Annotated in this window: 22 protein-coding genes and 3 tRNA genes; 4 read left to right on the top strand and 21 right to left on the bottom strand. The window is 55.6% G+C overall.

Annotation, left to right across the window (positions count from 1 at the left end):
• The first annotated feature begins 61 nt into the window (after nucleotides 1-61).
• The gene (locus VN24_RS19815) at nucleotides 62-1,042 is read left to right on the top strand and encodes an S-layer homology domain-containing protein (RefSeq protein WP_052703217.1); all 981 of its coding nucleotides are present in this window, start codon (nucleotides 62-64) and stop codon (nucleotides 1,040-1,042) included.
• A 356-nt stretch (nucleotides 1,043-1,398) separates the two neighbouring features.
• On the opposite strand, the gene VN24_RS19810 is transcribed toward VN24_RS19815, so the two are convergent.
• Together VN24_RS19810 and VN24_RS19805 are read right to left on the bottom strand one after the other, a co-directional pair.
• Entirely contained in the window at nucleotides 1,399-2,220 is an 822-nt protein-coding gene (locus VN24_RS19810; protein WP_045671830.1) for an SPL family radical SAM protein, read from the bottom strand.
• Nucleotides 2,217-2,948, bottom strand: a complete 732-nt coding sequence (locus VN24_RS19805) for a uracil-DNA glycosylase (protein WP_045671829.1) — start codon at nucleotides 2,946-2,948, stop codon at nucleotides 2,217-2,219. The genes VN24_RS19810 and VN24_RS19805 overlap by 4 nt, the downstream gene beginning before the upstream one ends.
• 145 nt (nucleotides 2,949-3,093) lie before the next feature.
• Between VN24_RS19805 and VN24_RS19800 the strand changes: the two genes are divergently transcribed.
• The 3 genes from VN24_RS19800 (at nucleotide 3,094) to VN24_RS19795 (ending at nucleotide 4,191) form a co-directional block, all read left to right on the top strand.
• The gene (locus VN24_RS19800; protein ID WP_045671828.1) at nucleotides 3,094-3,366 is read left to right on the top strand and encodes a hypothetical protein; all 273 of its coding nucleotides are present in this window, start codon (nucleotides 3,094-3,096) and stop codon (nucleotides 3,364-3,366) included.
• A gap of 113 nt (nucleotides 3,367-3,479) precedes the next feature.
• Complete coding sequence (locus tag VN24_RS28485; protein WP_274520393.1) at nucleotides 3,480-3,614, top strand: hypothetical protein; 135 nt, start codon at nucleotides 3,480-3,482, stop codon at nucleotides 3,612-3,614.
• Between the two features lie 217 nt (nucleotides 3,615-3,831).
• Nucleotides 3,832-4,191, top strand: a complete 360-nt coding sequence (locus VN24_RS19795) for a DUF1304 domain-containing protein (RefSeq protein ID WP_045671827.1) — start codon at nucleotides 3,832-3,834, stop codon at nucleotides 4,189-4,191.
• 176 nt (nucleotides 4,192-4,367) lie between these two features.
• Here VN24_RS19795 and VN24_RS19790 read toward each other — a convergent pair.
• The 19 genes from VN24_RS19790 to pyrR all read right to left on the bottom strand — a co-directional run bounded on the left by VN24_RS19790 (nucleotide 4,368) and on the right by pyrR (nucleotide 25,248).
• Nucleotides 4,368-4,456, bottom strand: a tRNA-Leu gene (locus VN24_RS19790).
• Nucleotides 4,457-4,648: 192 nt separating this feature from the next.
• Nucleotides 4,649-4,725 (bottom strand) — tRNA-Ile (locus VN24_RS19785).
• A gap of 23 nt (nucleotides 4,726-4,748) precedes the next feature.
• Nucleotides 4,749-4,825: transfer RNA gene (locus VN24_RS19780), tRNA-Met, on the bottom strand.
• Between the two features lie 91 nt (nucleotides 4,826-4,916).
• Nucleotides 4,917-5,084, bottom strand: coding sequence for a hypothetical protein (locus VN24_RS27735; protein WP_158453691.1), 168 nt, complete (start codon nucleotides 5,082-5,084; stop codon nucleotides 4,917-4,919).
• Nucleotides 5,085-5,232: 148 nt separating this feature from the next.
• A complete protein-coding gene (locus VN24_RS19775) occupies nucleotides 5,233-6,783 on the bottom strand; it encodes an ABC transporter substrate-binding protein (RefSeq protein ID WP_045671826.1) in 1,551 nt (516 codons plus the stop codon).
• A 4-nt stretch (nucleotides 6,784-6,787) separates the two neighbouring features.
• Nucleotides 6,788-7,669 (bottom strand): ATP-binding cassette domain-containing protein, encoded by an 882-nt coding sequence (locus VN24_RS19770; RefSeq protein ID WP_045671825.1) that lies wholly within the window; start codon nucleotides 7,667-7,669, stop codon nucleotides 6,788-6,790.
• Between the two features lie 6 nt (nucleotides 7,670-7,675).
• Nucleotides 7,676-10,615, bottom strand: a complete 2,940-nt coding sequence (locus tag VN24_RS19765; RefSeq protein WP_045671824.1) for an ABC transporter permease — start codon at nucleotides 10,613-10,615, stop codon at nucleotides 7,676-7,678.
• 3 nt (nucleotides 10,616-10,618) lie between these two features.
• Nucleotides 10,619-11,707, bottom strand: a complete 1,089-nt coding sequence (locus VN24_RS19760; protein ID WP_045671823.1) for an efflux RND transporter periplasmic adaptor subunit — start codon at nucleotides 11,705-11,707, stop codon at nucleotides 10,619-10,621.
• Nucleotides 11,673-12,545: an ABC transporter ATP-binding protein gene (locus tag VN24_RS19755; RefSeq protein ID WP_238590735.1), complete on the bottom strand. Its 873-nt coding sequence runs from the start codon at nucleotides 12,543-12,545 to the stop codon at nucleotides 11,673-11,675. Before VN24_RS19755 ends, VN24_RS19760 begins: the two co-directional genes overlap by 35 nt.
• 579 nt (nucleotides 12,546-13,124) lie before the next feature.
• Complete coding sequence (locus tag VN24_RS19750; protein WP_082083940.1) at nucleotides 13,125-13,985, bottom strand: ABC transporter permease; 861 nt, start codon at nucleotides 13,983-13,985, stop codon at nucleotides 13,125-13,127.
• A complete protein-coding gene (locus tag VN24_RS19745) occupies nucleotides 13,969-14,811 on the bottom strand; it encodes an ABC transporter permease (RefSeq protein WP_238590734.1) in 843 nt (280 codons plus the stop codon). Before VN24_RS19745 ends, VN24_RS19750 begins: the two co-directional genes overlap by 17 nt.
• Nucleotides 14,812-14,899: 88 nt before the next feature.
• The gene (locus VN24_RS19740; protein WP_045671822.1) at nucleotides 14,900-15,916 is read right to left on the bottom strand and encodes an ABC transporter ATP-binding protein; all 1,017 of its coding nucleotides are present in this window, start codon (nucleotides 15,914-15,916) and stop codon (nucleotides 14,900-14,902) included.
• Between the two features lie 505 nt (nucleotides 15,917-16,421).
• Entirely contained in the window at nucleotides 16,422-17,069 is a 648-nt protein-coding gene (gene pyrE, locus VN24_RS19735) for an orotate phosphoribosyltransferase (RefSeq protein ID WP_045671821.1), read from the bottom strand.
• Nucleotides 17,066-17,812: an orotidine-5'-phosphate decarboxylase gene (pyrF, locus tag VN24_RS19730; RefSeq protein ID WP_045671820.1), complete on the bottom strand. Its 747-nt coding sequence runs from the start codon at nucleotides 17,810-17,812 to the stop codon at nucleotides 17,066-17,068. Before pyrF ends, pyrE begins: the two co-directional genes overlap by 4 nt.
• Before the next feature lie 110 nt (nucleotides 17,813-17,922).
• Nucleotides 17,923-21,135: a carbamoyl-phosphate synthase large subunit gene (gene carB / locus VN24_RS19725; protein WP_045671819.1), complete on the bottom strand. Its 3,213-nt coding sequence runs from the start codon at nucleotides 21,133-21,135 to the stop codon at nucleotides 17,923-17,925.
• Entirely contained in the window at nucleotides 21,122-22,267 is a 1,146-nt protein-coding gene (locus VN24_RS19720) for a carbamoyl phosphate synthase small subunit (RefSeq protein WP_045671818.1), read from the bottom strand. The genes carB and VN24_RS19720 overlap by 14 nt, the downstream gene beginning before the upstream one ends.
• Nucleotides 22,268-22,328: 61 nt before the next feature.
• Nucleotides 22,329-23,612, bottom strand: coding sequence for a dihydroorotase (locus VN24_RS19715; RefSeq protein WP_045671817.1), 1,284 nt, complete (start codon nucleotides 23,610-23,612; stop codon nucleotides 22,329-22,331).
• Between the two features lie 134 nt (nucleotides 23,613-23,746).
• Nucleotides 23,747-24,649: an aspartate carbamoyltransferase catalytic subunit gene (locus VN24_RS19710; RefSeq protein WP_045671816.1), complete on the bottom strand. Its 903-nt coding sequence runs from the start codon at nucleotides 24,647-24,649 to the stop codon at nucleotides 23,747-23,749.
• Nucleotides 24,650-24,684: 35 nt separating this feature from the next.
• Nucleotides 24,685-25,248, bottom strand: coding sequence for a bifunctional pyr operon transcriptional regulator/uracil phosphoribosyltransferase PyrR (gene pyrR / locus VN24_RS19705; RefSeq protein ID WP_045671815.1), 564 nt, complete (start codon nucleotides 25,246-25,248; stop codon nucleotides 24,685-24,687).
• Nucleotides 25,249-25,296 lie beyond the last annotated feature (48 nt).

The raw sequence follows: 25,296 nt of genomic DNA, 5'->3' as shown, positions 1-25,296 counted from the left end.
AATAATCTGCGTCTACGATTACAGCTGCAGCTTATTTTACCGGAGGTGGTTGAAATTGAATGTGAAACTTGGAAAACCGTTCCTGCTGTTGTGCCTTACCGCTCTATTAGCGCTGCTTCTCCCTTTGCAAGCCGCTTGGGCATTCACGGATACGAAGCAGGATCCTAACGCAGACAAAATTGAGAGCTTAAAGAAAAGAGGAATTGTGAACGGGACCGGCGGCGGCGCATTCAATCCCGGCGGAAAAGTTTCGTATGCAAGAGGCATCGCAATGATCGTCAAAGGGCTGGACCTCAACCTGGATAATATCCGCTTCATTAAAGAACCGAAGGTGACGGACTACTATCCGGGACTGGACAATAACGCCTGGTATGCCGATGCATTTATTATTGCCGCGGTTAAAGGGCTTGGACTGCCCAAGGATGTCGATCCCGATGCCGCGATGACACGCGAGCAGTTCGCAGACGCGCTGTTCAAAGCCGTTTCTGCGAAAGGCGAATGGGTATATCCTCAAATTTTCATCCTGCTGAAGGACGAAAAACAAATCAATCCTGCTTATATGGAAAGCATTCAGAAGCTGATCGTTTCCAAAATTGTGAAGCTTGGCAAAGATTCGGCCTTCTTCCCGAAGAAGACCATCACCCGCAGCGACGCGGCCGGATGGCTGTATAACGCGATCGAATTTGTGGAACAAATGGAGTCGCAGGAGCCGCCCTCGAATCCGCCTGCCGGGCCGCTTACCGAACTCAAGCTGTCTGTCGAAAAAGCCGGCGACGGCATAAACAAAATTACCGTCACCGCTCAGGCGCCTAACCCCGGTTACGGACTCCGTATCGCTTCGATCGTCTTCGAAGGAAGCAAAGCGATCATTGCGGTTGAGCCGGTTTATCCGGATCCGGGCAAGTTCTACGCGCAGGTGATAACGGAAGTTAAAGCCGTCACGTATGCGGATGCCGCCTACACACCCGTGCTGGCCAGCGGCAGCTCCAGCACCGGCGGCAGTTCCGGCGCCAGCGGAGCCGTATCTTCCAACGCCTCATAAGCGAGAAACAGCTTTCGCTGACTTTATTCGCGATCCCAAGTTTGCGGTGAAATAAAAGGACGCTTGAAACTTGAACTTCGTTGTATTTTTTTACTAATGCATCATAAACGTCCGGAAAGAAACCGTGCTTCAAACGGCTTCTTTCCGGACGTTTGTCTTCTCACTCCGTTTTGGATATCTAACGGAACTGACAGCTCTTAATCGATTTAAATTGGTATATTTTTAACAGAAAAACCGAAATAAGGTCCTATACTTCCGTTAGATATTCATATCGAACAAAATGAGCTGAATAACGTCCACTGCTTCCGTTAGCATCTAAGAACAACGTAACGGTAACGTTTTTCAGGATCGTTCTACTAAGGCATAAATCCGTCCGCACCCGTCAGCAGCCGCACTTCCGGATATTCATGGCGGAACCGTTCGCAGAACCGGTCTGCAGTATCCGGGGAATATTGCGCTTCCAATCCGAGCTGCCGGTACAGCTCGCCGATTCGCAACTGCTCGGTGCGGCGTCCTCCGCTGCCGTCGCCGCGGAAATAATCGTCGACGACGATCCTCCCGGCCGCTTCCGCCAGTTTGGCGGCGAAGCCGGGCGAATGCGGCAGCAGCGGGGCTACGGCCGCCTGCACGGCGATTCCGGCGCTGCGCAGCTCACGGAGCGCCCGCCAGCGGGCCGCCAGCGGAGGGGCGTAAGGCGTAATCGCCTTGCGCATCCGCTCGTCGTCCGTTTCGATCGTCATGCTGACGCGCAGCCGGCTGCCCAGCACGCTCAGCACATCGAGATCGCGCAGCACAAGCGGGCTTCTCGTCTGCAAGAGCAAAAACGCGGGCGGTCTTGCCGCCATCGACTTCAGCAGCCGGCGGGTCACCTCATAGCGGAACTCCGCCGGCTGATAAGGATCGGTGGCCGACGCCATGAATACCGTCAGCTCCCGCTTGTCCGACTCGCGGTTCCATTCCCCGGCGAACGCCTCTTCGTCCAGTTCTTTCACATCGAGCCAGCTGCCCCAGTCTTCACCGCGAAACAGTGCAATCGGCATCCGCCGGACATAGCAGTAGGAGCAGCTGAACGTGCAGCCGCTGTACGGATTGAGCGTGTGCGTATAGCCGGTCAAGTAGCCTGACGCTTTCGTCAGCCACCGCTGCGGACGTTTCTTGCTGACGGCGGGCCCGTTCATCCGATACCCGATGCCTGACCGTTGTCCGTTTCGTCCCCCTGCAGAACCGCACTGGATGACGAAAGGCACCACTGTATTTCCTCCCTGCCGATACTGCGCAGAAAAGCGTTGGCGCGCGAGAACGGCCGGCTGCCGAAGAAACCGCGGTGCGCGGCAAACGGACTCGGATGCGGCGAAGCGATGACGCAATGCCGGGACTTGTCAATGAACGCCGCTTTTTCCTGAGCATGCTTGCCCCACAAAATAAACACGACAGGCTCCTTCCGCTCGTTCAAAACCGAGATGATGCGGTCTGTGAATTGTTCCCAGCCGATTCCTTGATGCGACGCGGCCGCCCCGGCTTCTACCGTAAGCACCGTATTCAGCAGCAGCACGCCTCTTTTCGCCCATGCGGTCAAATCGCCGCTGCCCGGTATCGGACAGCCGATATCTTCCCGCAGTTCTTTGAAAATGTTTTGCAGCGAAGGCGGAATTTTCACCCCCGGCTGGACCGAGAAGCTCAGACCGTGCGCCTGACGCGGGCCATGATACGGGTCTTGACCGAGAATAACGATCTTCGTATCGGCTAATGAAGTGTAATGCAGCGCGTTAAAAATATGGTGCATATCCGGATAAACGGTTCGCGTCCGGTATTTGTCCGCCAATACGGAGCGAAGCTCCCGGTAATAAGGCTCTTTCAACTCATTGTCGAGTACAGCTCCCCAATCGTTATGAAAAATGGCTGTCATTTCTGCTCTCCCTTTCCTGATCGTACGAAATCCTTAATAACATTCATTCCCCCGCTGCCCGCTTTAAGTTGACAACGACCGTCCAAACCATTAAGATGAATCAAGCCAATGTTACCACAAATCCAGAAAGATAGGGGTGAATCTCATGGCTTTCCGCCCGATTGTAGTTGATTCCAAGCTCGTTGGCAGCAACGCAAAGACCGGTTTGTACCAGGTGCTTGTGAAGCTCCGCGACGGCAGCCAATGCCGGGTATTTTACAATAACAAGGAAGCAACGGTCAACCGCCTGCAAACGACTCCTTGTCCGATTTGCCGCAGAGATTACTACTGCAACTGTCTCGACAAATTTACGGACCAGATTACAAGCCAGATCGATCTTGAAGGCCTGATTGCAGCCGATACGGCACAAACGAAATAAGGAGCGATTCCGCTCCTTATTTTTGTGCCGTTTAGGATGCCGATGCAAATTCAACCGGGTTTCGAATACAATGCCTCCCCGCTGTGCATCCTACATCTCCGGAGGTGATAACAATGTCCGGACGCAACAACAAGCCCGATAATGACGGACCGGCGGCAGCCCCTTCCCGGCTGGATCAATTCGGCGATAAGCTGGCCGATGATACGAAGAAGCACGACAGCGGGAAAAACGACGGCAAGCGCTGCTAAGAGCCTTTAGCTGAACCCTCTGCTGCAGCGTCTCTCGTTCAGACGCCGCGGCGGAGGGTTGTTTTTTAATCAGGGCCTAATTCTGTGTACCCTATTGAACGAGTATCATATATCGCAAAAAGAACTTGCTTTAGAATATGGAAAGAGTTCATAATTCAAATATCCATAGTTAAATCTAGTGAATCCAATAATTTATTCCAGTGAGGTGCTGTAAAAGATGATTAGTTCGATATTAGTCGGCATAGTGGCATTAGAGCATATCTATATTTTATACTTAGAAATGTTTTTATGGACAAAGCCTAAAGGACTAAAAACTTTCGGTAATACACAAGAAATTGCAGAAGCTTCAAAGTTATTAGCCGCCAATCAAGGATTATATAATGGATTTTTAGCTGCGGGGCTGATTTGGAGCTTGTTCTATCCGGAACCAGCAGTGGCTAAACATCTTCAATTGTTTTTTCTCATTTGTGTTCTTTGCGCAGCTATTTTTGGAGGAATGACGGCTAAAAAGTCAATTCTAGTTGTTCAAGGGCTTCCTGCGCTGATCGCACTTGTAAGTGTTATGCTGCTAGGATAGTGATTAGTGGATGAAAATACGAATCTCGTTCTAGGAAGCACAAAACCCCTTCACTTTTTTAAGTAAGGGGAGTTGCTTCAATGAGTTCTATTTAGTTAAATTACCGCACAGAATTTATTTCAGTATGTATGGCATAATACGAGTAAATCTTTATGTGCAACTTTGAAAAAATCAAATGGTGCCGAGGACGGGACTTGAACCCGTACGGTGGTCACCCACCCCAGGATTTTAAGTCCTGTGCGTCTGCCGATTCCGCCACCCCGGCATGTGTAAAATCACTTCGAGTAATGACACGATTTCGCGTGTCAACGAGGAATATAATATCATGTCTTAATACTAGGTGTCAATCATAATTTTTTGCTAAAAAAGCTGAAATGAATAAACGCCGGATCTACCGCTCTCAAACACGAGAAGCGCGGATAGAGCCGGCGTTAACTGGATTGTCATAAGTGAAAAATGGTGGGCCCTGAGGGACTCGAACCCCCGACCAATCGGTTATGAGCCGACCGCTCTAACCAACTGAGCTAAGGGCCCTCTAAAACAATTATGACGAAAATTGGTTGCGGGGGCAGGATTTGAACCTGCGGCCTTCGGGTTATGAGCCCGACGAGCTACCGGACTGCTCCACCCCGCGATATTACCAACGAAATAAGACGATCTCAATTGGCGACAAGAGTAAATATACAATATTGGGAAAGGGTAAGTCAACCCTAGATTACAAAAAATCAAGGAAGAAACCTTACCCCGTACTTTCCTTTGCGCGAACGAAAAACTTCGATTTCCTTCGGACAATCGTATCCGTACACCCACCAGTCGTTCTCCATCCGCTTCACCAGGCATCCCGCTTGAAACTTGCTGTCGTACAAACGAACCCAATAGACCCAGTTCAACATGCTCTGCACCCCCTCATCCTCTAGAATGCCCGGTTTACAGGAAAAATAAGTATCATAAGCGAAGAAAGACACGCAAAAAGCCCGCAGCGGCTCTATAAGCCCGCCTGCAGGCTCCGCAAGCTTGCAATGAAGGTATCAAAACAATCCGTTATCCTTTGGTCGCTTCCGTCGCTTCCGTAGAGACTCCTCCGCCTTCTGCTGGACCGCCCATATCGCCGTTCGGATTCGTCTTCAGCTTTTGCAGAAGGGTGTTGCCGCGGGTGGAAAATTCCTTGAGCGCCTGATCGACCGTTTTATTGCCCTGAACGACCTGCTGGAACAGTTCCGATCCGATGCTGTAAATCTGGTAAATGCCCGGTTTTTCACGCCCGATATTTTCCAATTCCATCGAAGCCGGCGGGATAGGCTTCAGCGAATAGAACGCTTGAATGTTGTACGTCATTCCGTCAATAGGTTTAATAAATTCCTTGCGTGCCGGAATTTCGTACATGCTGCGCGATTTCAGCTTCGCCCATTCCTTGCTGTTCAGAAACTTGATGAATTCCCAAGCGTCGTCGCTGTTAAGCGCTTTGCTGTTGATTCCCATCAACTGGCCCAAATAGCTGCTCATGCCGATGCCGGGGGCCTCGCTGTGGGTCGGTACCGTGACGACATCCCAGTCGGGGACGGTAAAGCCTTTGATTTTGGAGCTGTTGTCCTTCGCCAGTTTCAGCTGATTAATATAACCGTAATCGGCGATGACCATCGCCTGATGACCGGTGATGAACAGATCGCCCTGGAACGGATTGTAATAATTGCCGTTTGTGCCGCCCATCGCTTTCTGCAGCGACTCGTTAATCTTGTTGACATCTTCGAAGCCCGGAACGATTTTATCTTTGTACAGGCCGGCGATTGTCGTCCACACATTGTTCCACTTCGGCGTATCGACGAGCATCGTCTCGCCTTTATCGTCATACATTTTCAGCTGCAGCGGGGCGGCATATTGCTGGGTATCAGAGTACCCGTCCGAAGACCAGCGATTGAAGGCGAAACCGAAGATTTTGTTTTCTCCGCTTCCTTTCGTCATCTGGCGGGCCAGGTTGAACACTTCCGGCCACTGCATGCCGTCCGTCGGCGGAGTTACGCCCGCATCCTGGAAAATTTTCTTGTTATAGAACAGAGCGGAGCCGCTGAACGTCGGCGTCAGGGCGTAAATATTGTTATCGCCGGCATCTTTGATCCCGTCGATCACGGTCGGCACATAGTCGGACAGATCGAATTTGTCTTGGGCGATCAGCGGATCCAGCTGCTTCAGCAAGTTATCCCGCGTCATCCTTTGCAGTAAATTGTAATCAAACACGATCACATCGACCGGATTTGTGCCGGTGAGCAGCTCTTTCAATTTCTCGTACGGATCCGGCTGCTTCGCTGGCGTGCCGTCTGACGGCTGATTAAACATTTGATCGTTGTAGTTGACGGCGGACACGATTTCCAAATCGATGTTCGGATGCGTATATTCGAACGTGTCCGTAAACTGCTGGCGGAAATAAGATTCGCTATCGTCAGAGCCGTACACCATGCCGATGCGGAGAACGTGCCGCTCCGCCGTGCTGTTCCCGCTGCCGCTGCAGGCGCTGAGCAGCGTACCGGCCATGACCAGGGCGAGACCGGCCGCTGCCGTTCTGCGAGTCAAAAAAGTAGAAAAAATCCGGTTAACCATCTGTTTACCCCTCCAATGATTTAGGCGGCGTTATAATAATCCGCTCGCCGTCGAAGTCCATCGTCGCTTTATCTTTAATATTCAGTGCGGTCAGGTATTCTTTCGGAATTTGCAGCCGCCCTGCGCGGTCTACAACAACATAAACCTCATGCGCCTCCTGCGGGCTTACCGCTCCCGCAAAGCCATCGCCCGCTTCATCCAGATTCGGGTTCCGCTTAATGAATTCCGTGCTCGTCAAACCGTCGCGGATGGCGATAACCCGGTCAACCTTGCCTGCCAGCGACAGATCGTGCGTGACGATAACGATTGTCAGGCCGAGCTCGCGGTTCAGACGCCGGAAAATATCCATAATCATATCCGCCGTCCGCGAATCGACCGATCCCGTCGGTTCATCGGCAAGCAGCATTTGCGGCCGGTTGGAGAGCGAGATGGCGATGGCCACGCGCTGCTGCTCTCCGCCGGAGAGCTGGTGCAGCTTGTTGTGCATCCGCTCCTTCAGACCGACCCACTCCAGCAGCTGCTTGGCGTAGGCGCGGTCCGTCTTGCCGGAGAGCATCATCGGCATCTCGACATTTTCGAGCGCGGACAGGTAAGGCAGCAGGTTGCGGGCGTTATTCTGCCATATAAAACCGACGGTTTGCCGCTTATACTGCACGAGCTGGTCTTCGGTAATCTTGAGCAGATCCCAAGGACCGACTTGAACTTGGCCGGCGGAAGGACGGTCGAGACCGCCCAAAATGTTCAGCAGCGTCGATTTGCCGCTGCCGCTGTTGCCGATAATGGCCATCAGCTCTCCTTCGCGCACGTGCAAATTCAAGCCCTGCAGTGCAACGACCTCCAAATCGTCGGTTTTGTAAATTTTCACAAGTCCTTCGCATTGGATCATCCCGCTTTATCGCTCCTCTCCCATTTTTACAGCCTGATGGACACGCAGTCTGCGGATATGCAGGAACAGCAGCACCGCTCCGGTCATCATCATGAAACCGACCACTGCATACAGCTGCGTCGTGTCCTGGGAATCGAATACGACTCTGAACGGCGGAATGTTCCCGGTCATATTGTCAGTCGTCTGCAGGAAGGGCAGGAACAGCAGACTGGTCAGCTTGCCGATCACTACGCCGAGCACGATCGATAATCCTGCCGTAAATATTTGTTCCAGCAGCAGCATTCCCGTCAGCTGCCGGCGCGACAGCCCCATCGCCCGCAGCACCCCGAACTGCACGACCCGTCCCGACAGGTTAAAAAACCAGAACAGAATGTAGCCGGTCAGTGTGACGATAACGGAGACGAGAAAACCGAGGCTGAGTATGCCGAATATTCCGCCGCGCGTAGGCAGCTTGCTCTGCGTAATGAGCGCGGAACGGACGTCTTCTACCGACGCCAACTCGATGCCTTTTGCCTGCAGCGCCGTAATGAGCGGAGCCACTTTGGACTCCGGCTTCATCTTCAGCCACACGTCGTAAGGAATGAGCGGTACCTGATCGTAAATGTAATCCAGGTTGGCGATCACAAACGGCGATTTATCCGGATATTGAGACGGCCAATACGGCAAAATACCGACCACGACAAAATCGATCATGCCATCCGATACCCCGACCGAAACGACGTCGCCCACTTTCAGCTGATATCGGTCCGCCACCCCCGACGGAATGAGCGCCCCCTGCTCGTATTTGCCGAGAAAGTTCAAATAGTGGAACGGATGGACCGGGTACAAATCACTGCGGAACCAGGCCACTTTGGCAAAATCGACGTTGTCGATCCCCATGAGCGTCCCTTGCCCGATCGACTTGCCGGAGACGACGATGCTTCCTTTCGTCTGCAGCACGCGTGCAGCCGCTTCTACGCCGTCGAGCGTCCGGAAGATTTCAAACGGCGGTTCGGAGTATGTAATGCGCGAAGGAATCTGGCCTCCGCCTCCCCCGTTGCCGCCGGATCCGCCGCCCGGACCGCCGCTGCCGCCGGAGCCTCCGCCTCCGCTGCCCGAACCGCCGTTGCCGCCGCCTCCGTTCCCCCCGCCGCCGGCTCCATTTCCGCCGTTTCCGTTGCCGCCCGTGTTCACAAACTCCGTTGTGCCTTCCCAGACGGTTTGCATCACGACGTCAGTCCCGTACTTGTACAGCGTCCTCTCGGTCGAGTTCAAATCGATCGTCCGGGCCGCCGAAGCGTTGTAAATGCCGAGCCCCAGCGTCAAAATGAGCAAAATCATAAGCGGATAATAGCCTTTGGATGAGCGGGACAGCTGCGTCAGCGTCAAGTAGAGCGGAACGGGCAACACGTTCTTCAACGCCCAGTTAATCAGCTTGAGCAGCCACGGAAAAATCCGCAAAAAGAACAGTCCGAACGAGAAAATGGTCAGTGCCGGCACAAAAAACAGAAACGGCTGCACATTCAGCTGGTCGGTCGTCAGTCCCGTTTGAAAGGTGAGCATTTGCCGGTCGTTGAACAGATACCACCCATACCCGCACAGGGCGATGAGCAGCACATCGAGAAACCAGCGCTGCCACAGCGGCGCCCGGTCGGAACGCGCAAGCTGCTGCTTGTAGCCGACGATCGACGAGCGCGCGTAAATGATTGCCGGAATGACCGTTGCCAAAATGGCAAGCAGGACGGCGGCGCAGCCGGCAATGATCGCATCGGTGGAAAACCCGACCGGAATCGACTTGCGGTCCACGAACGCCAGAAAGCCGTTGGCCGACCCGATGCTCTTCGCCATAAACCAGCCGAGCAGCGGACCGGCAACGAATGCCGCCCCGCCGAGCAGCAAGCTTTCGATGAAATAGAGTCCGATAATTTGCCGTGTTCCCGCGCCCCGGCTGCGCAGCACGGCAATGTCGCTGCGCTGCTTGTCGAGCGACTGCCGCGCGTTCATCGCGATAAAGTAAAACACCATCGCGATCATCGGTGCGGCCAGCGTAAACAGCAGCGTCTGCAGTTGAACGCTCATCTTGCGGAAATCGGACAACGTGGACGAGAACGAAATTTCCACCCGCGTGTCCTTCAGCCGCTGATACAATTCGATGTTGAGCCGCTCCAGCGTTCTGGAAAGCGGCGAAAGCTGACTCGTCTGAATATTGCTCAGATCAAACGCGTAATACCAACCCGCCGTATGCAGCGGAATCCCGCTTTCTTCAAGCAGCCGCTGCGAAAATGCCTGCTCGCTGACGGCAAATGAGCCCATAAGTCCTTCCAGCCCTTGATACCAGTACGGGTCGGCTGCGTTTTTCGGCTTGTATGCCCCGACGATTTTCACCTTCAGCGTTAAGTCGAGACCGCCGTATACCGGATATTCGAATACATCGCCAATGTGCATTTCGCTGCGGTACAGCGCTTCTTCAAGCACGACCGCCTCGAGCATGCCGGCGTCTCCGGCGGAGTCGGTGTACCAGCGCCCCTGGGTCAGCTCCGCCTTATCATCCAGATCGGACATTGTGATCAGCGAAAACTGGCGCACAATGCTGGCATCTACCTTTGTCGGGTCTTCCGGCACAATTTCCGTGCTGCGGATCGCATAGCTGCGCATGGCGGTTTCGTAAGGAAATCCGATCGACTTCGGGACGTCGTTACGAATATAATCGTTCACTTTCCCAAGCGATTCCAAATCCGTCTTGGCGCCGCCCGGCGACTGGTATCTCATAAGCAGCGAACCCGCCGGAAGCCCTTCGCTTTTATCCTGCAGCGACTGGGCAACGACGCGCTTTAAAGCGCCGTCGGCGTACATCGGTATGCTGACAGCGAACGCAACCGCGAAAATCAGTCCCGCCAGCGAGCTGAGCGTCAGCCAGCGCGTATTCCACATTTTGCGGAACAAAAATCGTAGAAGCGGTATTTGCATAAGCTATCGACCCACCACTTTCTGCCCTGGGGTAAGCCCGTTCAGTATTTCGACCTGGGTGGCCGTCTGCTGTCCGACTTCGACATCGACTTCGCGCTTGGCTTCTCCCTCCGCCACCTGCACATAGTTGCGTGAACCGAGCGTACGCAAGGCGGAAAGCGGAATAACAATCGCGTTTTCTTTCCGCTTCGTAATAATGCTGATGGAAAGCGGCGTTCCGCGGCTGGCGTTCTGCAGCGGTTTATCCAGCTGCGCCAGCAGGAAATCCTGCGGGCGCTCCACATTGCCGCCTCCGTTTCCGTTCCCGCCGTTCCCCCCATTTCCGCCGTTGCCGTTGTTATCGTTTGCCGTTACAACCGGCAGCTGCTTCACTTTGCCTCTGAACTGGCCGGCGTTGTTGATCTCCACGACTACCGGCATGCCGGCGGCCACTTGTGCCAGATCGTCCTGCGTGAACTTGGCGGCCGGAACGAGCTGCGCCGTATCGGCTACGATGCAGACGGGATCGTAAGCTTTGACCGCATCGCCTTTTTGTACATTCAGCTGCACGATCGTGCCGGAGAAAGGCGCCTTCAGCGTCGCTTTGGCGATTTCGGCTTCCAGATCCGTTATCGCCTGCCTTTTTTCTTCAAAGGCAATCCTCGCCTCCTCGAATTCGACCGGATCCATCGAATCGCGCTTCGCCAGCGTTTCTTTCATCGCCGTTTCATCCTTGCGGAACTGCAGCTTCTGGTTCCGCAGGTTTTTCGTCATATCCTCGACGTCAAGTTCGGCAATTACTTGCCCGGCCTGCACTTTTTGACCGGGCGTTATGTATAAGTTCTTTAATCTTTTGCCGTCGAGCGTATAGTACAGCGTTTCTTCTTTCAGGGAAATGAGCTTGCCGACCGCCTGCACTTTCGTTTCCAGCGTTGCGGTTGTCACCTCGTACTCGGGTTTCTTCGATATCGTAGGCGGCGTAATTTCAGGGAGAACCTCCTCCTGCTGTTCTTTCGGCAGCAGCGAGCAACCGCCTGCGACAAGCAGCGAAACGCTGAGCGAAACGGCTGCGGCAGCTTTACATAAATTTCCCGTCCACCATTTCGTAGACATGATCGGCAACCTCCAAAATCGTAGGATCGTGAGTCGTCATACAAATTGTAACTTTCTCCGTCTTGATGATCGTCCGGAAAACGGACATGATTTGAGCGGACATCTGCGAATCCAGCTCCGCCGTCGGTTCGTCCGCAAGCAGCAGCATCGGACGGTGCGCAATCGCCTTGGCGATGGCCACACGCTGCTGCTCCCCGCCGGACAGCTCGAACGGGCGGTGCTTCATCCGCTTCTCCAGTCCGACCAGCTCCAGGCAGCGGGCGACCCGCTCCTTCCACTCCCTGCGCGGCGTGCCCGCCATACGCAGCGAGAGCTCGACATTTTCCCAGGCCGACAGCAGCGGCATAAGCGCGAATGCCTGGAAAATAAAGCCCATCTGCTCGCGGCGCAGAACCGTCCGCTCATTGTCGGACATTTGATGCACCGGCTGCCCGTTGAACCAAATTTCCCCCTTGCTCGGCCTGTCCAGCCCGCCCAGCATATTGAGCAGCGTCGTCTTGCCCGAGCCGGAACGGCCCCGCAGCATAACAAGGCTTCGGGGGGCAACCTCCATATCAATTCCTTTCAGCACATGCAGCGGTGCGCCGCCGACCTGAAAGGTCCGCTCTACCCCGCTTACGGTTAATAGAGGATTGGCCCCGGCTTCCGAGACAGGTTCAACTGCTTCGCCGGCATAAGCCGCTTCCCCACTGCGGTGAGTATCCGTCCGACCTGCTTCAGTTCCGGTTGCGGGGCTGCTTAATCCCGCTGCAGGCGGAGAAGGCTCGGCTCCGGAACTTCCGGGCAGTTGCTCCAAACCGGCTTTGGCAGCGGCTCCCGATTTTTTAAACAAGCCCATTCGTATATGAATTCCCTCCTTATCGATCGAAAGCGTTAAACTTGCACGGTCAGTCGCTTTTTTTTCTGTTCCTTAAAAACGGCTTGCATCCCCCTGCATCACTTTCTCATAATTCTCATACAAGTTAGACGAATTAGCCCTCAAAAAGGTTACGCCTAAATCTGGATAATTTCTAAAAATTTTTCTTTCCTCCCGTCACGTTTTGTGGTTTGACAGCCACCCGAGCGTTACGTACTATGCCGATAAGGCTCTTGCCTTCTATAACCTGCAGCCAAACTTTCAGTTTAACAGCCTGTTGAAGCATTGAAATCAGCTGGTTGAATGAGATCTGCCAAGTCTGCAACATTATTTGGAACAGCTTCGTTATTTAGAAAATATGGTAGAATACGGATGTCAAAGAAAGACATCTTAGAAGCGGTCTTTGAAGGACAATCTAAATATGGAAAAATATCCATATAAGACAACAAAAAATTATTTTCTACTCCCTTGCTTCATGATCAAAAGTTACAGTTCCACCCGTACGCGCTGCTCGGCGGACATCAGACAAGCGTCGATAACGCGCATGTTGAGGACCGCATCCTACCCGCTTCTCATCCCCGTCAAATTGCCCGAGCTGTAGCGCCTAAGTCCCCGGTGAAAAAGCAAAAGCGACGATACCGCCAAAAAGATGAGGGCGATTAACGAGCCGTATACGAAACCCGGCTGCGCCCCCCGCAGCAGACCGATCGGCATGTAGCTGATAAATCCTGCGGGAACGGCCGTGAACAAAATGATACGGGCGAATCCTTTGAATATATCGGTCGGATACGTCGTCAGCATAATAAAACTGTTGAACAGCTGGAACGACAGCCCTTCGGCATTGCCGATGTAAAAGGCGAGCGAGCCGGCCCCCAAGTTGAAAAACAGAAAGATCAGTCCGGCAATGAGCACTCCCAGCGCGAACCTGAGCAAACCTCCGGGAGAAAAATCGCCCACAAAAGCATAGATGCAAAGTCCGAACAGAAAGTCTCCGATTGCCGTCAGCGACATACGGCTGGCCAGAACATGGAGCAGCACCGGCTTCGGCTGGGTCAAGTAAACGTCGAGCTGCCCGGAGGCGGCAATGGCGGCGATCCGGTTGTAATTGCCGAGCAGGACGCTGGTCCAGCCGAAACCGGCCGTCCCGACCGCCCACATCAGCATGACATCCTGCAGCTGCCAGCCGTTAACCGTCGGGAAACGGTTGAAAAACAGACTCCAAAAAAACATCCAGATCATATTGTTCAAAAACATCATACCGGCCGTCATGAAAAAGCTCATTCTGAACTCCATCGCCCCGGCCAGATTCACCTTCCAGCATGTGAGCAGAAAAGGTATCGTGCCCGTGAAGAGGCTTCCTTTTTTACGATTGCCCTTTGACGGCGACCGCGCCGTCTTAACCCGGTTACCCGCCGTTGACATTCAGCTTTCGCACCCCTTTCCGGTACAACCAGACGACAAATGCCGCAAGCGCTCCGATCCAGGCTGCCTGAATCGCCGCAAACTCGGCCAGCAGCCGGGCATCGAACGCAACTCCTATCCGGGCCGGGAAGTACAGTACCGCGCGAAAAGGGAGCCACGCGCATACCCGCTGCAGCCAGTAAGGCATCAAATCGAGCGGGATGAGCATACCGCCAACCGTAAACTGCAGCTTCTGCAGCACAAATTCCAATCCGCGCGTCTCCTCCACCCAGAAGGCGCACAGTGCAATCGTCATATTAAGGATAAAAGCGAGACTGAGCGCCCCCAGAACAAGCGCGGCCATTCCCGCCCAGCCCGCTCCGAGCTGAGGCGCCCCGACAAGCAGCCAGCCGATGGCGGAGCCGATCGCGAGATTGACGATAAAGCGCAGCGCCGCCTCGGCCATGTACGAGAAATAGTGATAGCCGATATAGGAGAGCGGCGTTAGCAGACGGACCGCAATGTCGCCGTTTTTCACCTCGTCCTCAATTTTCTGGCACAGGTGCGGACACGCCATCGTCACCGCCTCCGTGAAGACGAGATACCAGATGATCTGCTTGAGCGAAAATCCCGCCATCGTGCCGTGACCCGCGCCCACTCCCGCATAAGCGGCCCGCCACAGCTGCATAAAAACGAACAGGATCAGCAGCAAAAACAGCGAGCGCAGCAGAAAATCGGTCACATACGCAAACTGCTGGCGGAGCGAGATTTTACCGACGGCCGTATATTTGCCCAGCTTGAGCGCCGTCTGCCGCCTTAAGCTATACCGGGTGCTTGGAAGCATCATGATCAGCCCCTTTCATTCACGCCTTGATCCCCGACTTCCGCTATTTCTCGGCAATTCTCATGTTCAGCTTCCGTCCGGGAATTCTCTTTTAAGTTTCCGTCCTGAGAATACCCGCTTCCGTTTCGTTTTTGCGGGCGAAAATATGTTTAATAATTTCCTCCATCGGCGGATCTTCGATCGTCACGTCGGCAATCCGCAGCCGGCTGACAAGAATCGCAAGCACCTTCTCCATATCCGTCACCGTCAAATCGACCGACAACCGCAGTTCATACTCATCCGCAAACAAAATGTCGGCGCCGGGCAATTCCAGCTCCGCCGGAGCAGGTTCCGCCAGTTTAAGCGAAACGGTTTTATACTGCAGCACCTCGCGCTTCAGCCGTTCCACCGGACCGTCGAGAATGATGCCTCCATGGTGAATGACGACGGCGCGCCGGCAAAGACGCTCAATATCGCCGGAGTCGTGCGAAGTGAGAAATACGGTTGTACCCTCCTCCCGGTTCAGCTCCGCAATGAGCTCGCGGATGCGCTGCTTGACAAGCACGTCGAGTCCGATCGTCGGCTCATCGAGAAACAGCAGCTTCGGCCGGTGCAGGAAAGAGGCCGCAATCTCGCAGCGCATCCGCTCGCCCAGCGACAGCTTGCGTACCGGCGTCTGCAAATGCCGGCCAAGCGAGAAGCGTTCGATCAAATCGTCGCGGCGCCGGAAAAAGTCCTTGCGGTCCAGCTCATAGATACGGCTGATCAGCTCGAAAGTATCGAGCGGCGGCAGATGGTACCACAGCTGGGACTTTTGGCCGAACACGGTGCCGATCCCGAATGCGAGCTTTTGCCTTTCCTTCCACGGCGTAAGCCCAAGCACCCGCGCATGGCCTGACGTCGGATACAGAATGCCCGTCAGCATTTTGATCGTCGTCGATTTGCCGGCGCCGTTCGGTCCGAGAAACGCGACCGTTTCCCCTTCGCGCACATTCAGGTCAATGCCTTGGACAGCCGTTTTTTCCGCCCACTGCGACTTAAACAGCGAAGCGAAGCTTCCCGCAAGGCCGGGCCGTTTGCGCTTGACGCGAAACTGTTTGGTCAATCCTTCCACCTGCAAAACATCCACCGCTCACACATCCCTTCTGTCGATTGCCGGCGCGACGCCCCGATAGGACAGCAGAAACTTATATTCGCCGTCTTTATCCCGCGAACAAAGTTGCTCTGGAAGATCAGAAGGGTAGACATGAAACGTTATCCTTTCCGATCTAATAAAAAAACCGGCAAGCGCCGCCTGTATAGGCGGAACTTGCCGAGGTCTTTTATCCCTTCGGTGTATCGCGTGCAAATTTGTTGCCGCGCCGGTTTCGCTCGGTTCGAGCAGACCGCCGCACTTGTCGCCCCAGTTTGGATTAACCGGGTGAACAGCAGTCTTCGGATCCCTAGAAACCCTTCCGTTTGATGCTACATATTACCATCGCAAAAGGGTATTGGCAACTGTTATTCGATAAAAAAACGCACATTTGCAGGTGTTGAGATATCGTAAAATTTCTTTCCGGCTAAAAAAAGTCCGGCCGTCATGCTGCCATGAACGGCCGGACCCAAAGTTTACCATAAAGGGGAATATGTTAATCCTACTTGCCGTACGATTGCGGATCTTCCCGCCAAGCCTGAAGCGAAGCGATCTCTCCTTCGCGAACGATGCCGCGCTGGGCCGCCACTTCGATCAGCGCCGAGTAATTAGAGAGCGTTGCAAGCGGCATGCCCGCATCCGCAAAAGCTTGCCCCGCCTGCGGGAATTGATAGGAGAAAATGGCCAGTACTGCGCTGACGGTCGCACCCGCCTCGCGCACGGCGAGCGCCGCTTTCAGCGAGCTGCCGCCCGTGGAGATCAGGTCCTCGATGACGACCACCTTTTGTCCCGCCTGTACACGGCCTTCAATCTGGTTTTGCTTGCCGTGGCCTTTCGCTTTATCGCGGATGTAGACCATCGGCAGGTTCAGCTTTTGCGCCACCCAGGCCGCATGGGGAATGCCGGCCGTTGCCGTGCCCGCAATCACTTCCGCATCCGGGTATTGCTCGCGGATGAGTGCGGCGAACCCTTCGGCAATCAGCTCGCGCACTTCCGGATACGACATCGTCAGCCGATTGTCGCAGTAGATCGGCGATTTCAGTCCCGATGTCCAGGTGAACGGCTCGCTCGGCCGCAGTGCGACCGCTTCAATGTCAAGCAGTTTGCCGGCGATTTCGCGCGGCAGCTGCTGAGTCGTAATCGTACTCATTTCGATACCAGCTCCTCAAGTATGGATTCAAGCGCCTGGCGGGGATCGCCGGCTGCCGTAATCGGCCGTCCGATCACCATAAAGTCCGTGCCTTGGCGCAGCGCCTCTCCCGGCGTCATAATCCGGGATTGATCGCCTACGGCCGATCCGGCCGGCCGAATGCCCGGCGTTACCGTTTGGAATTCCGTTCCGCACGCCTCTTTAATAAGTACGACTTCCTGCGGGGAAGCGACGACGCCGTCAAGTCCCGCCTGCTTCGCCAAACCCGCATAGCGGACGACGGCATCCGCCACCGTGCCGCCGATGCCGATCTCCTCGTTAAGTACTTGCATGCTCGTGCTCGTCAGCTGCGTAACGGCAATGACGGTCGGCCGCTGCAGCGAAGAACCGCCGGACAGCGCGGCATCGACGCCTTCCAGCGCCGCTTCCATCATCGACCGGCCTCCGGCCGCATGGACGTTGAACATGTCGACCCCGAGCTTCGTCACGCTGTTTGCGCCGCCTTTGACGGTGTTCGGAATGTCGTGCATCTTCACGTCGAGAAAAACGCGGTAGCCGCGCTCCTTCAATCGGCCCACAAAAGCCGGACCGGCCGCATAAAACAGCTGCATGCCCACTTTCATATAACACGGAATGCCTTCCAGCTGCTTCAGCAGCGTCTCTGCCGCCGCCGCATCGGGATAATCGAGCGCGACCATCACTTTGCCGGCCGCCGCCTCGCGCGAAATTGCGGTTTGCGCCATTTTTCATTCGCCTCCAGTCATGGAATACGGCCATCCGCCCCCGTACTGTCAGCTCCTTCGATCGAGCTGCAGTACGATAGGCGCCTGGCCGTACCGTATCAGAAACCTTCTTATTTAAGCACCGGCATCGCACGCGAGGAGAAGTTGAGTGTCTCCAGCATGTTCAGCAGCGCGCGCACCGTGTCAAGGGATGTCATGCAGACGACGCCGTTTTCGACCGCTTCGCGGCGGATGCGGAAGCCGTCGCGCTCCGGCGTTTTGCCCTTCGTCAGCGTATTGACGACGAATTGCGCCTGGCCGCTGCGGATCAGGTCGAGAATGTTCGGTGAGCCTTCGCTCAGCTTGTTCACCCGTTTCACGCGCAGTCCCGCCTTCTCGAGGGCGTCCGCCGTACCGCCTGTCGCGATGATTTTGTAGCCGATGGCGTAAAATCCGCGCAGCAGCTCCGTCGCTTCTTCTTTGTCTTTATCCGCTACGGTAGCGATAATGGAGCCCGTTTGCGGAATGCGCATGCCCGCTCCGATCAGCCCTTTGTACAGCGCCTTCGCGTACAGCACATCGCGTCCCATAACTTCGCCGGTCGATTTCATTTCCGGCGTCAGCGTCGGGTCGACGCGGCGGAGCTTGGCGAAGGAGAAGACCGGCACTTTCACCGACACGTACTCGTCTTCCGGCCACAGGCCGTCGACATGGCCGAGGCTCGCCAGCTTCGTTCCGAGAATCGCCTGCGTCGCCAGGTTGGCCATCGGCAGGTTCGTCACTTTGCTGAGGAACGGAACCGTACGCGAGGAACGCGGGTTCACCTCGATGACGTAAACCTGCTCCTGATGGATGACGAACTGGATGTTGACCAGACCGACCACTTTGAGCGCTTTGGCGATCTTCGTCGTAATGTCGATAATTTGCGCCTTGATGTCATCGGACAGCGACTGCGGCGGGTATACCGCGATCGAGTCGCCGGAGTGGACGCCTGCGCGTTCCACATGCTCCATGATGCCCGGAATGACAACCGTTTCGCCGTCGCAAATCGCGTCGACTTCCGCTTCCTTGCCGAGCATGTAGCGGTCGATCAGAACCGGATGCTCCGGATTGATTTTGACCGCTTCCTTCATGTAACTGAGCAGTTCCTCATCGGAGTATACGATCTCCATTGCACGTCCGCCAAGGACGTAAGAAGGCCGCACCAGTACCGGGTATCCGAGTTTTTGCGCCGTTACAACCGCTTCTTCCACATTCGTCACCGTGCTGCCTTCCGGCTGCGCGATGTTCAGGCTGCGGAGCAGCGCTTCGAATTTTTTGCGGTCCTCGGCCGTGTCGATGCTCTCGAGGCTGGAGCCGAGAATGCGCACTCCCGCTTTGGACAGCGGCGCCGCAAGATTGATCGCGGTTTGTCCTCCGAACTGCACGATGACGCCGATCGGCTTCTCCTGCTCGATGACGTTCAGAACGTCTTCCAGGAAGAGCGGCTCGAAGTAGAGACGGTCGGAAGTGCTGAAGTCGGTCGATACCGTCTCCGGGTTGTTGTTGATGATGACGGCTTCATAGCCGGCTTTTTGAATCGCCCACACCGCATGTACGGTCGAGTAGTCGAACTCGATGCCTTGGCCGATCCGGATCGGACCGGAGCCGAGCACAAGCACTTTCTCCTTGTTCGTTTCGGTCACTTCGTTCTCGACTTCATAGGTCGAGTAATAATACGGCGTCGTAGCTTCGAACTCGGCGGCGCACGTGTCAACCATTTTGTAGACCGGTTTAATGTCCAGCTCCATCCGCAGCTTGCGGATTTCCATATCGGCCGTATACGTCTTCTGTCCGCCTTCGCGGCGCAGCTCGGCGATCGAACGGTCGGAGAAGCCTTTGCGTTTCGCTTGGTACAGCGTTTCACGGCTCAGGACGGTTTCGCGGCGGATCGCGTCTTCGAACGCGATGATCGACTCGATTTTATCGAGGAACCACCAGTCCACTTTCGTAATGTCCTGAATTTCCTGCAGCTTATAGCCGCGGCGGAACGCTTCGGCGATCAGGAACATCCGCTCGTCGTCCGGCTTCGCCAGGCGCGTGCGCAGCACTTCGTCCGAAAGCTCTTTCGCCTCCGGCAGATGGATGCGGTGGGCGCCGATTTCCAGCGAGCGGACCGCTTTATGAATCGATTCCTCAAACGTCCGGCCGATTGCCATCACTTCGCCGGTCGCTTTCATCTGGGTGCCCAGCTTGCGGTTGGCGGAAGTGAATTTGTCGAACGGCCAGCGCGGAATTTTCGATACGATATAGTCCAGCGTCGGCTCGAAGCATGCGTACGTTTGGCCCGTTACCGGGTTGACGATTTCGTCCAGCGTGTAGCCGACGGCGATTTTGGCCGCCATCTTGGCGATCGGGTAACCGGTCGCTTTGGATGCGAGCGCCGAAGAGCGGCTGACCCGCGGGTTAACTTCGATGACGTAATATTGGAAGCTGAACGGATCCAGCGCGAACTGCACGTTACAGCCGCCCTCGATGTTCAGCGCGCGGATAATTTTCAGCGACGCGGAGCGCAGCATTTGGTATTCGCGATCGGACAAAGTCTGGCTCGGCGCCACGACGATGCTGTCGCCGGTATGAACGCCGACAGGATCGAAGTTCTCCATATTACATACGACGATGCAGTTGTCGGCGCTGTCGCGCATCACTTCATATTCCACTTCTTTCATGCCCGCGATCGATTTCTCGATCAGGCACTGTCCGATCGGGCTGTACCGGATACCGGCCGAAACGGTTTCCAGCAGTTCGGCCTCCGTAGCGCAGATGCCGCCGCCCGTTCCGCCCAGCGTATACGCCGGACGGACGATGATCGGATAGCCGATTTCTTTCGCGAAGTCGACCGCTTCCTCGACCGTCGTCACGATCGTGCTTTCCGGAACCGGCTGTTCCAGCTCGCGCATCAGATCGCGGAACAGGTCCCGGTCTTCCGCTTTCTCAATTGCCGTCAGCTGCGTTCCGAGCAGCTTCACGTTCTCGCGTTCCAGCACGCCTGCGCGCGCCAGCTCGACGGCCATGTTGAGACCGGTCTGTCCGCCGAGCGTCGGCAGCAGTCCGTCCGGGCGCTCCTGGCGGATAATTTGAGTCACGAAATCGAGGGTGATCGGTTCGATATATACTTTATCGGCCATGTTCGTATCGGTCATAATGGTGGCCGGATTGCTGTTGATCAGGACGACCTCATAGCCTTCCTCTTTCAGCGCCTGGCAGGCCTGGGTGCCGGCATAGTCGAATTCAGCCGCTTGTCCGATGACGATCGGACCGGATCCGATGACGAGAATTTTTTTGAGCGTATTATTTCTGGGCATACTGCAGTTCTCCTTTCAACGTTTCCGAAAGCTGGGCTTGACGCGGTTTGCTCGGATTGTTCGTGCGATGGGTGCGGATCAGCTCCAGGAATTCGTCAAACAGGTAACTGGAGTCATGTGGGCCCGGCGCCGCTTCGGGATGGTACTGAACTGAAAAGGCCGGGTACTGGTTATGTTTCAAGCCCTCGATCGTTTTATCGTTATTGTTGATATGGGTCACGTTCAGCGGCGTCCCTTTGATTGACTCCTCAAGCACGGTGTAGCCGTGGTTCTGGGACGTAATGTAGCAGCGTCCGGATTCAAGCTCCTTCACGGGATGATTGCCGCCGCGGTGGCCGAATTTAAGCTTCGTCGTGTCCGCCCCGCAAGCGAGCGCGAACAGCTGATGGCCGAGGCAAATGCCGAAGATCGGGAATTCGCCGAGCAGCTCCTGGATCATTTTAACCGCGTGAGGCACGTCTTTCGGGTCCCCAGGGCCGTTGGACAGCTGAATGCCGTCCGGGTTCAAGCGGCGGATTTGATCGGCAGTCGTATCGTGCGGCACGACAACAACGTCGCAGCCGCGCTTTGTCAGCTCGCGCAAAATACCGCTTTTCGCGCCGAAGTCGACGAGTACGATCCGCTCGCCGTTGCCGGGGCTCGTGAAAATATGTTTCGTCGAAGTGCGCGGCACCTGATCGGTCATAAGCGGCGATGCGCCAAGCTGCTCGAGCAGCTCTTCAACACGTGCGTTGCCGGTCGTCAAAATGCCTTTCATCGTGCCGTAAGCGCGAAGCTTGCGGGTAAGCATACGCGTATCGATGTCGCTGATGCCTGGGATACCATGCTCCTTCAGCAGCCAGTCGATCGAGCATTCAGCGCGCCAATTGCTCGGCACCGGCTCGTGGCGGCGGACCGCAAAGCCGTGAATGAACGGCGCCACCGTTTCGAAGTCGTCGCGCGTAATGCCGTAGTTGCCGATCAGCGGGTACGTCATCGTGACGATCTGTCCACAGTACGACGGATCGGACAATACTTCCTGGTAACCGGTAATTCCTGTATTAAAAACGACTTCGCCTGTTTTCTGCGCGTCCGATCCGAACGATTGACCCGTGAAAACCGTGCCGTCTTCCAAAATAAGTCTCGCTTGCATCCGTATCACTCCTTAATTTTTTGCGTCAGCAGTGCACTTCGTAAATAAGTGCGCCGGCTGTTTATTCAGACCATACGACGGAGCCGTCAACCAGGGTGGCAGCAGGCCATCCGTAAAGTTTCCATCCGCCGAACGGGGTGTTGGTGCCTTTGGATGCGAATGCAGCGGGATCCACCTCGCGCTCAACCTCTAAATTGATAATCGTAATGTCGGCGGGCGCCCCGGCTGCAAGGCTGCCTTCTTTCAAGCCGAACACGCGGGCCGGATCTTCCGTCATCCGCTTCAGCAGAAAACCGAGCGTCCATTTGCCCGTGCGTACGAATTTCGTGTACAGCAGCGGGAACGCGGTCTCGAAGCCGACGATGCCAAACGGCGCAAGCTGCATGCCGCGCGCCTTCTCTTCCGTACTGTGAGGCGCATGGTCGGTTACGATGATGTCGATCGTGCCGTCCTCAAGCCCTTCGATGACGGCCTGCACGTCGCGCGGGGTACGCAGCGGAGGGTTCATTTTCCAATTGGCGTCCATGCCCGGTATATCTTCGTCGGAGAGCACCAGATGGTGCGGGCAAACTTCAGCCGTTACGTTCACACCGATCGACTTGGCCAGACGGATCAGCCGTACGGACTGCTCTGTGCTGACGTGGCAGACGTGGTAATGAACGCCCGTCGCTTCGGCGAGCAGCACATCGCGGCCGACGTGAATCGCTTCGGATTCGTTCGGGATGCCTTTCAGCCCGTGAGTTTCGGCGAACTTGCCTTCCGTTACCGCCGCGCCTTCGACCAGACTGTCGTCCTCGCAGTGGGCGATGACCGGCATGCCGAGCGATTGCGCGAGCGCCATCGCATTTTTCATCATTTGTGCGTTCTGGACGCCTACGCCGTCATCGGTAAAGCCGATCGCGCCGGCTTCCTTCAGCGCTGCAAAATCGGTCAGCTCGCGGCCGAGCTCATTCTTCGTAATCGCCGCATAGGGCAGCACCTTCACGATGCCTTCGGTCTTCGCCTTGTCCAAAATGTATTTCACCGTATCCGGGTTATCCGTAACCGGGCGGGTGTTGGGCATGCACGCGATCGTCGTAAATCCGCCCTTGGCTGCGGAACGCGTGCCGCTTGCGATATCTTCCTTATATTCAAATCCCGGGTCCCGCAGGTGGACGTGCATATCGATGAGGCCCGGGGCGACCAGCTTGCCGCCGGCGTCGATGATTTCGCTTCCCGCCGTATCGGGATTCGAGTCTCCGTCCGCCAGTTCGGCGATCAGCCCGTTTTCGATTCGAATATGCTTGCGCTCAGCTTCTCCGGATACTTCATTCCATACAATGCCGTTTACAATCCACAATGACATGCTGTGATGACTCCTTTCGGTCGTGCCTATCGTGAATCCCGCAGGATCCCAAGTCTGTTTAGTGTGCCGATGTTACGGTATTGCCTATACGAAAGGCTTCAGCCCGATTATCTCTTCCGTTCCAGCCGCCGAAGTTAGCCGTTCAGCGCCCGCTCGATGACCGCCATGCGGATCGGCACGCCGTTCTGCATTTGCGCAAAAATTCTCGACTGCGGATGCTCGACCAGCTCGTCGTCAATTTCCACATTCCGGTTGACCGGCGCAGGGTGCATAATAATCGCATGCTTGCCGATTCTGGCCGCCCGTTCCACCGTCAGCCCGTAATGGGTACGGTAATCTTCGGCGGACTTGATCATCCCGCTCTCGTGCCGCTCCAGCTGCACCCGCAGCATCATGACGACGTCGGCGCCTAGCGCTTCATCTATTGTGACGTACGGGACGTCGAGGTCGTCGGCTTTCATATTCGGCGGCGCGCAGAACTTGACGTTCGCACCCAGCTTGCTGAGTCCCCAGTAGTTGGAGCGGGCGACGCGGCTGTGCTTGACGTCCCCGACGATCGCCACATTAAGTCCCTGTAGGCTGTTAAAATGTTTGCGCATCGTAAACAGGTCAAGCAGCGCTTGCGTCGGATGCTCGTTGTTGCCGTCACCGGCATTGATCAGAGGCACTTTGATCTTCTCCGCCAACTCCGCAAGCACGCCGATCGGTTTCAGCCGGATCACGCCCGCGTCGATTCCCATCGACTCCAGCGTCCGTACCGTATCGTAGATCGATTCGCCCTTTTGCACGCTTGAGGCCGCCGCGGAGAAGTTCAGCACTTCGGCTCCCAGCCGCTTTTCCGCCACCTCGAACGAGAAGCGGGTGCGGGTGCTGTTCTCAAAAAACATGTTCGCCACGAACTTGCCCTGCAGTACCGGATTTACTTTGCTGGGCTCTTGTTCCCAATATGCGGCGCGGGCTAAAATCGCTTCGATCTCCTCGCGGGCAAGATCCTTCAGACCGAGCATGCTCTTTTGTTTCAGTTGTACGGTCGTCATTATTGTTTGCCTCCTTATAATGGGCGTTCGTCCCGTCAATGGGTGATGGTCACGTCGTCTTCTCCGTCCACTTCGCTGAGCGACACTTCGATTTTTTCCTGCTTGGAAGTCGGCACATTTTTGCCTACGTAGTCCGGCCGGATCGGAAGCTCGCGGTGTCCGCGGTCGACCAGAACGGCGAGCTGAATCGACTGCGGTCTTCCACGGTCCATCAGCGCGTCCATCGCCGCTCGGATCGTCCGTCCGGTATAGAGCACGTCATCGAACAAAATGACCCGTTTGTCGTGCACCGGCAGCGGCTTCCCGGCGGCGTCCGTAATGACGGCGCCGATTTGCGCGTTTGCAGGCGCTCCGGACCGCTCCTCCATCCGGTCGTCGCGGTAGCCGGTAATGTCCAGCTCTCCGACGGTTACCGGCTTGCCTTCGATGTCGCGGATTCCGTCCGCCACACGCCTTGCGAGATAGATGCCGCGGGTACGGATCCCGATCAGCACGCAGTTATCGATGCCTTTGTTTTTCTCGACAATTTCGTGCGCGATGCGGGTTAAGGCCCTGCGTATCGCCGTGTCGTCCATAATCGCGCGCTTTTCGTTGATCATCCGCTCCCGCTCCTCTTTTCTCTTAAGCTTGCCGCAGCAGCCTTCTTC

It is taken from the genome of Paenibacillus beijingensis (assembly GCF_000961095.1).
Classification (GTDB): domain Bacteria; phylum Bacillota; class Bacilli; order Paenibacillales; family Paenibacillaceae; genus Paenibacillus_O; species Paenibacillus_O beijingensis.
Note: the sequence above shows the minus strand (reverse complement) of the source record. Positions and strands in the feature narration are given on the sequence as shown.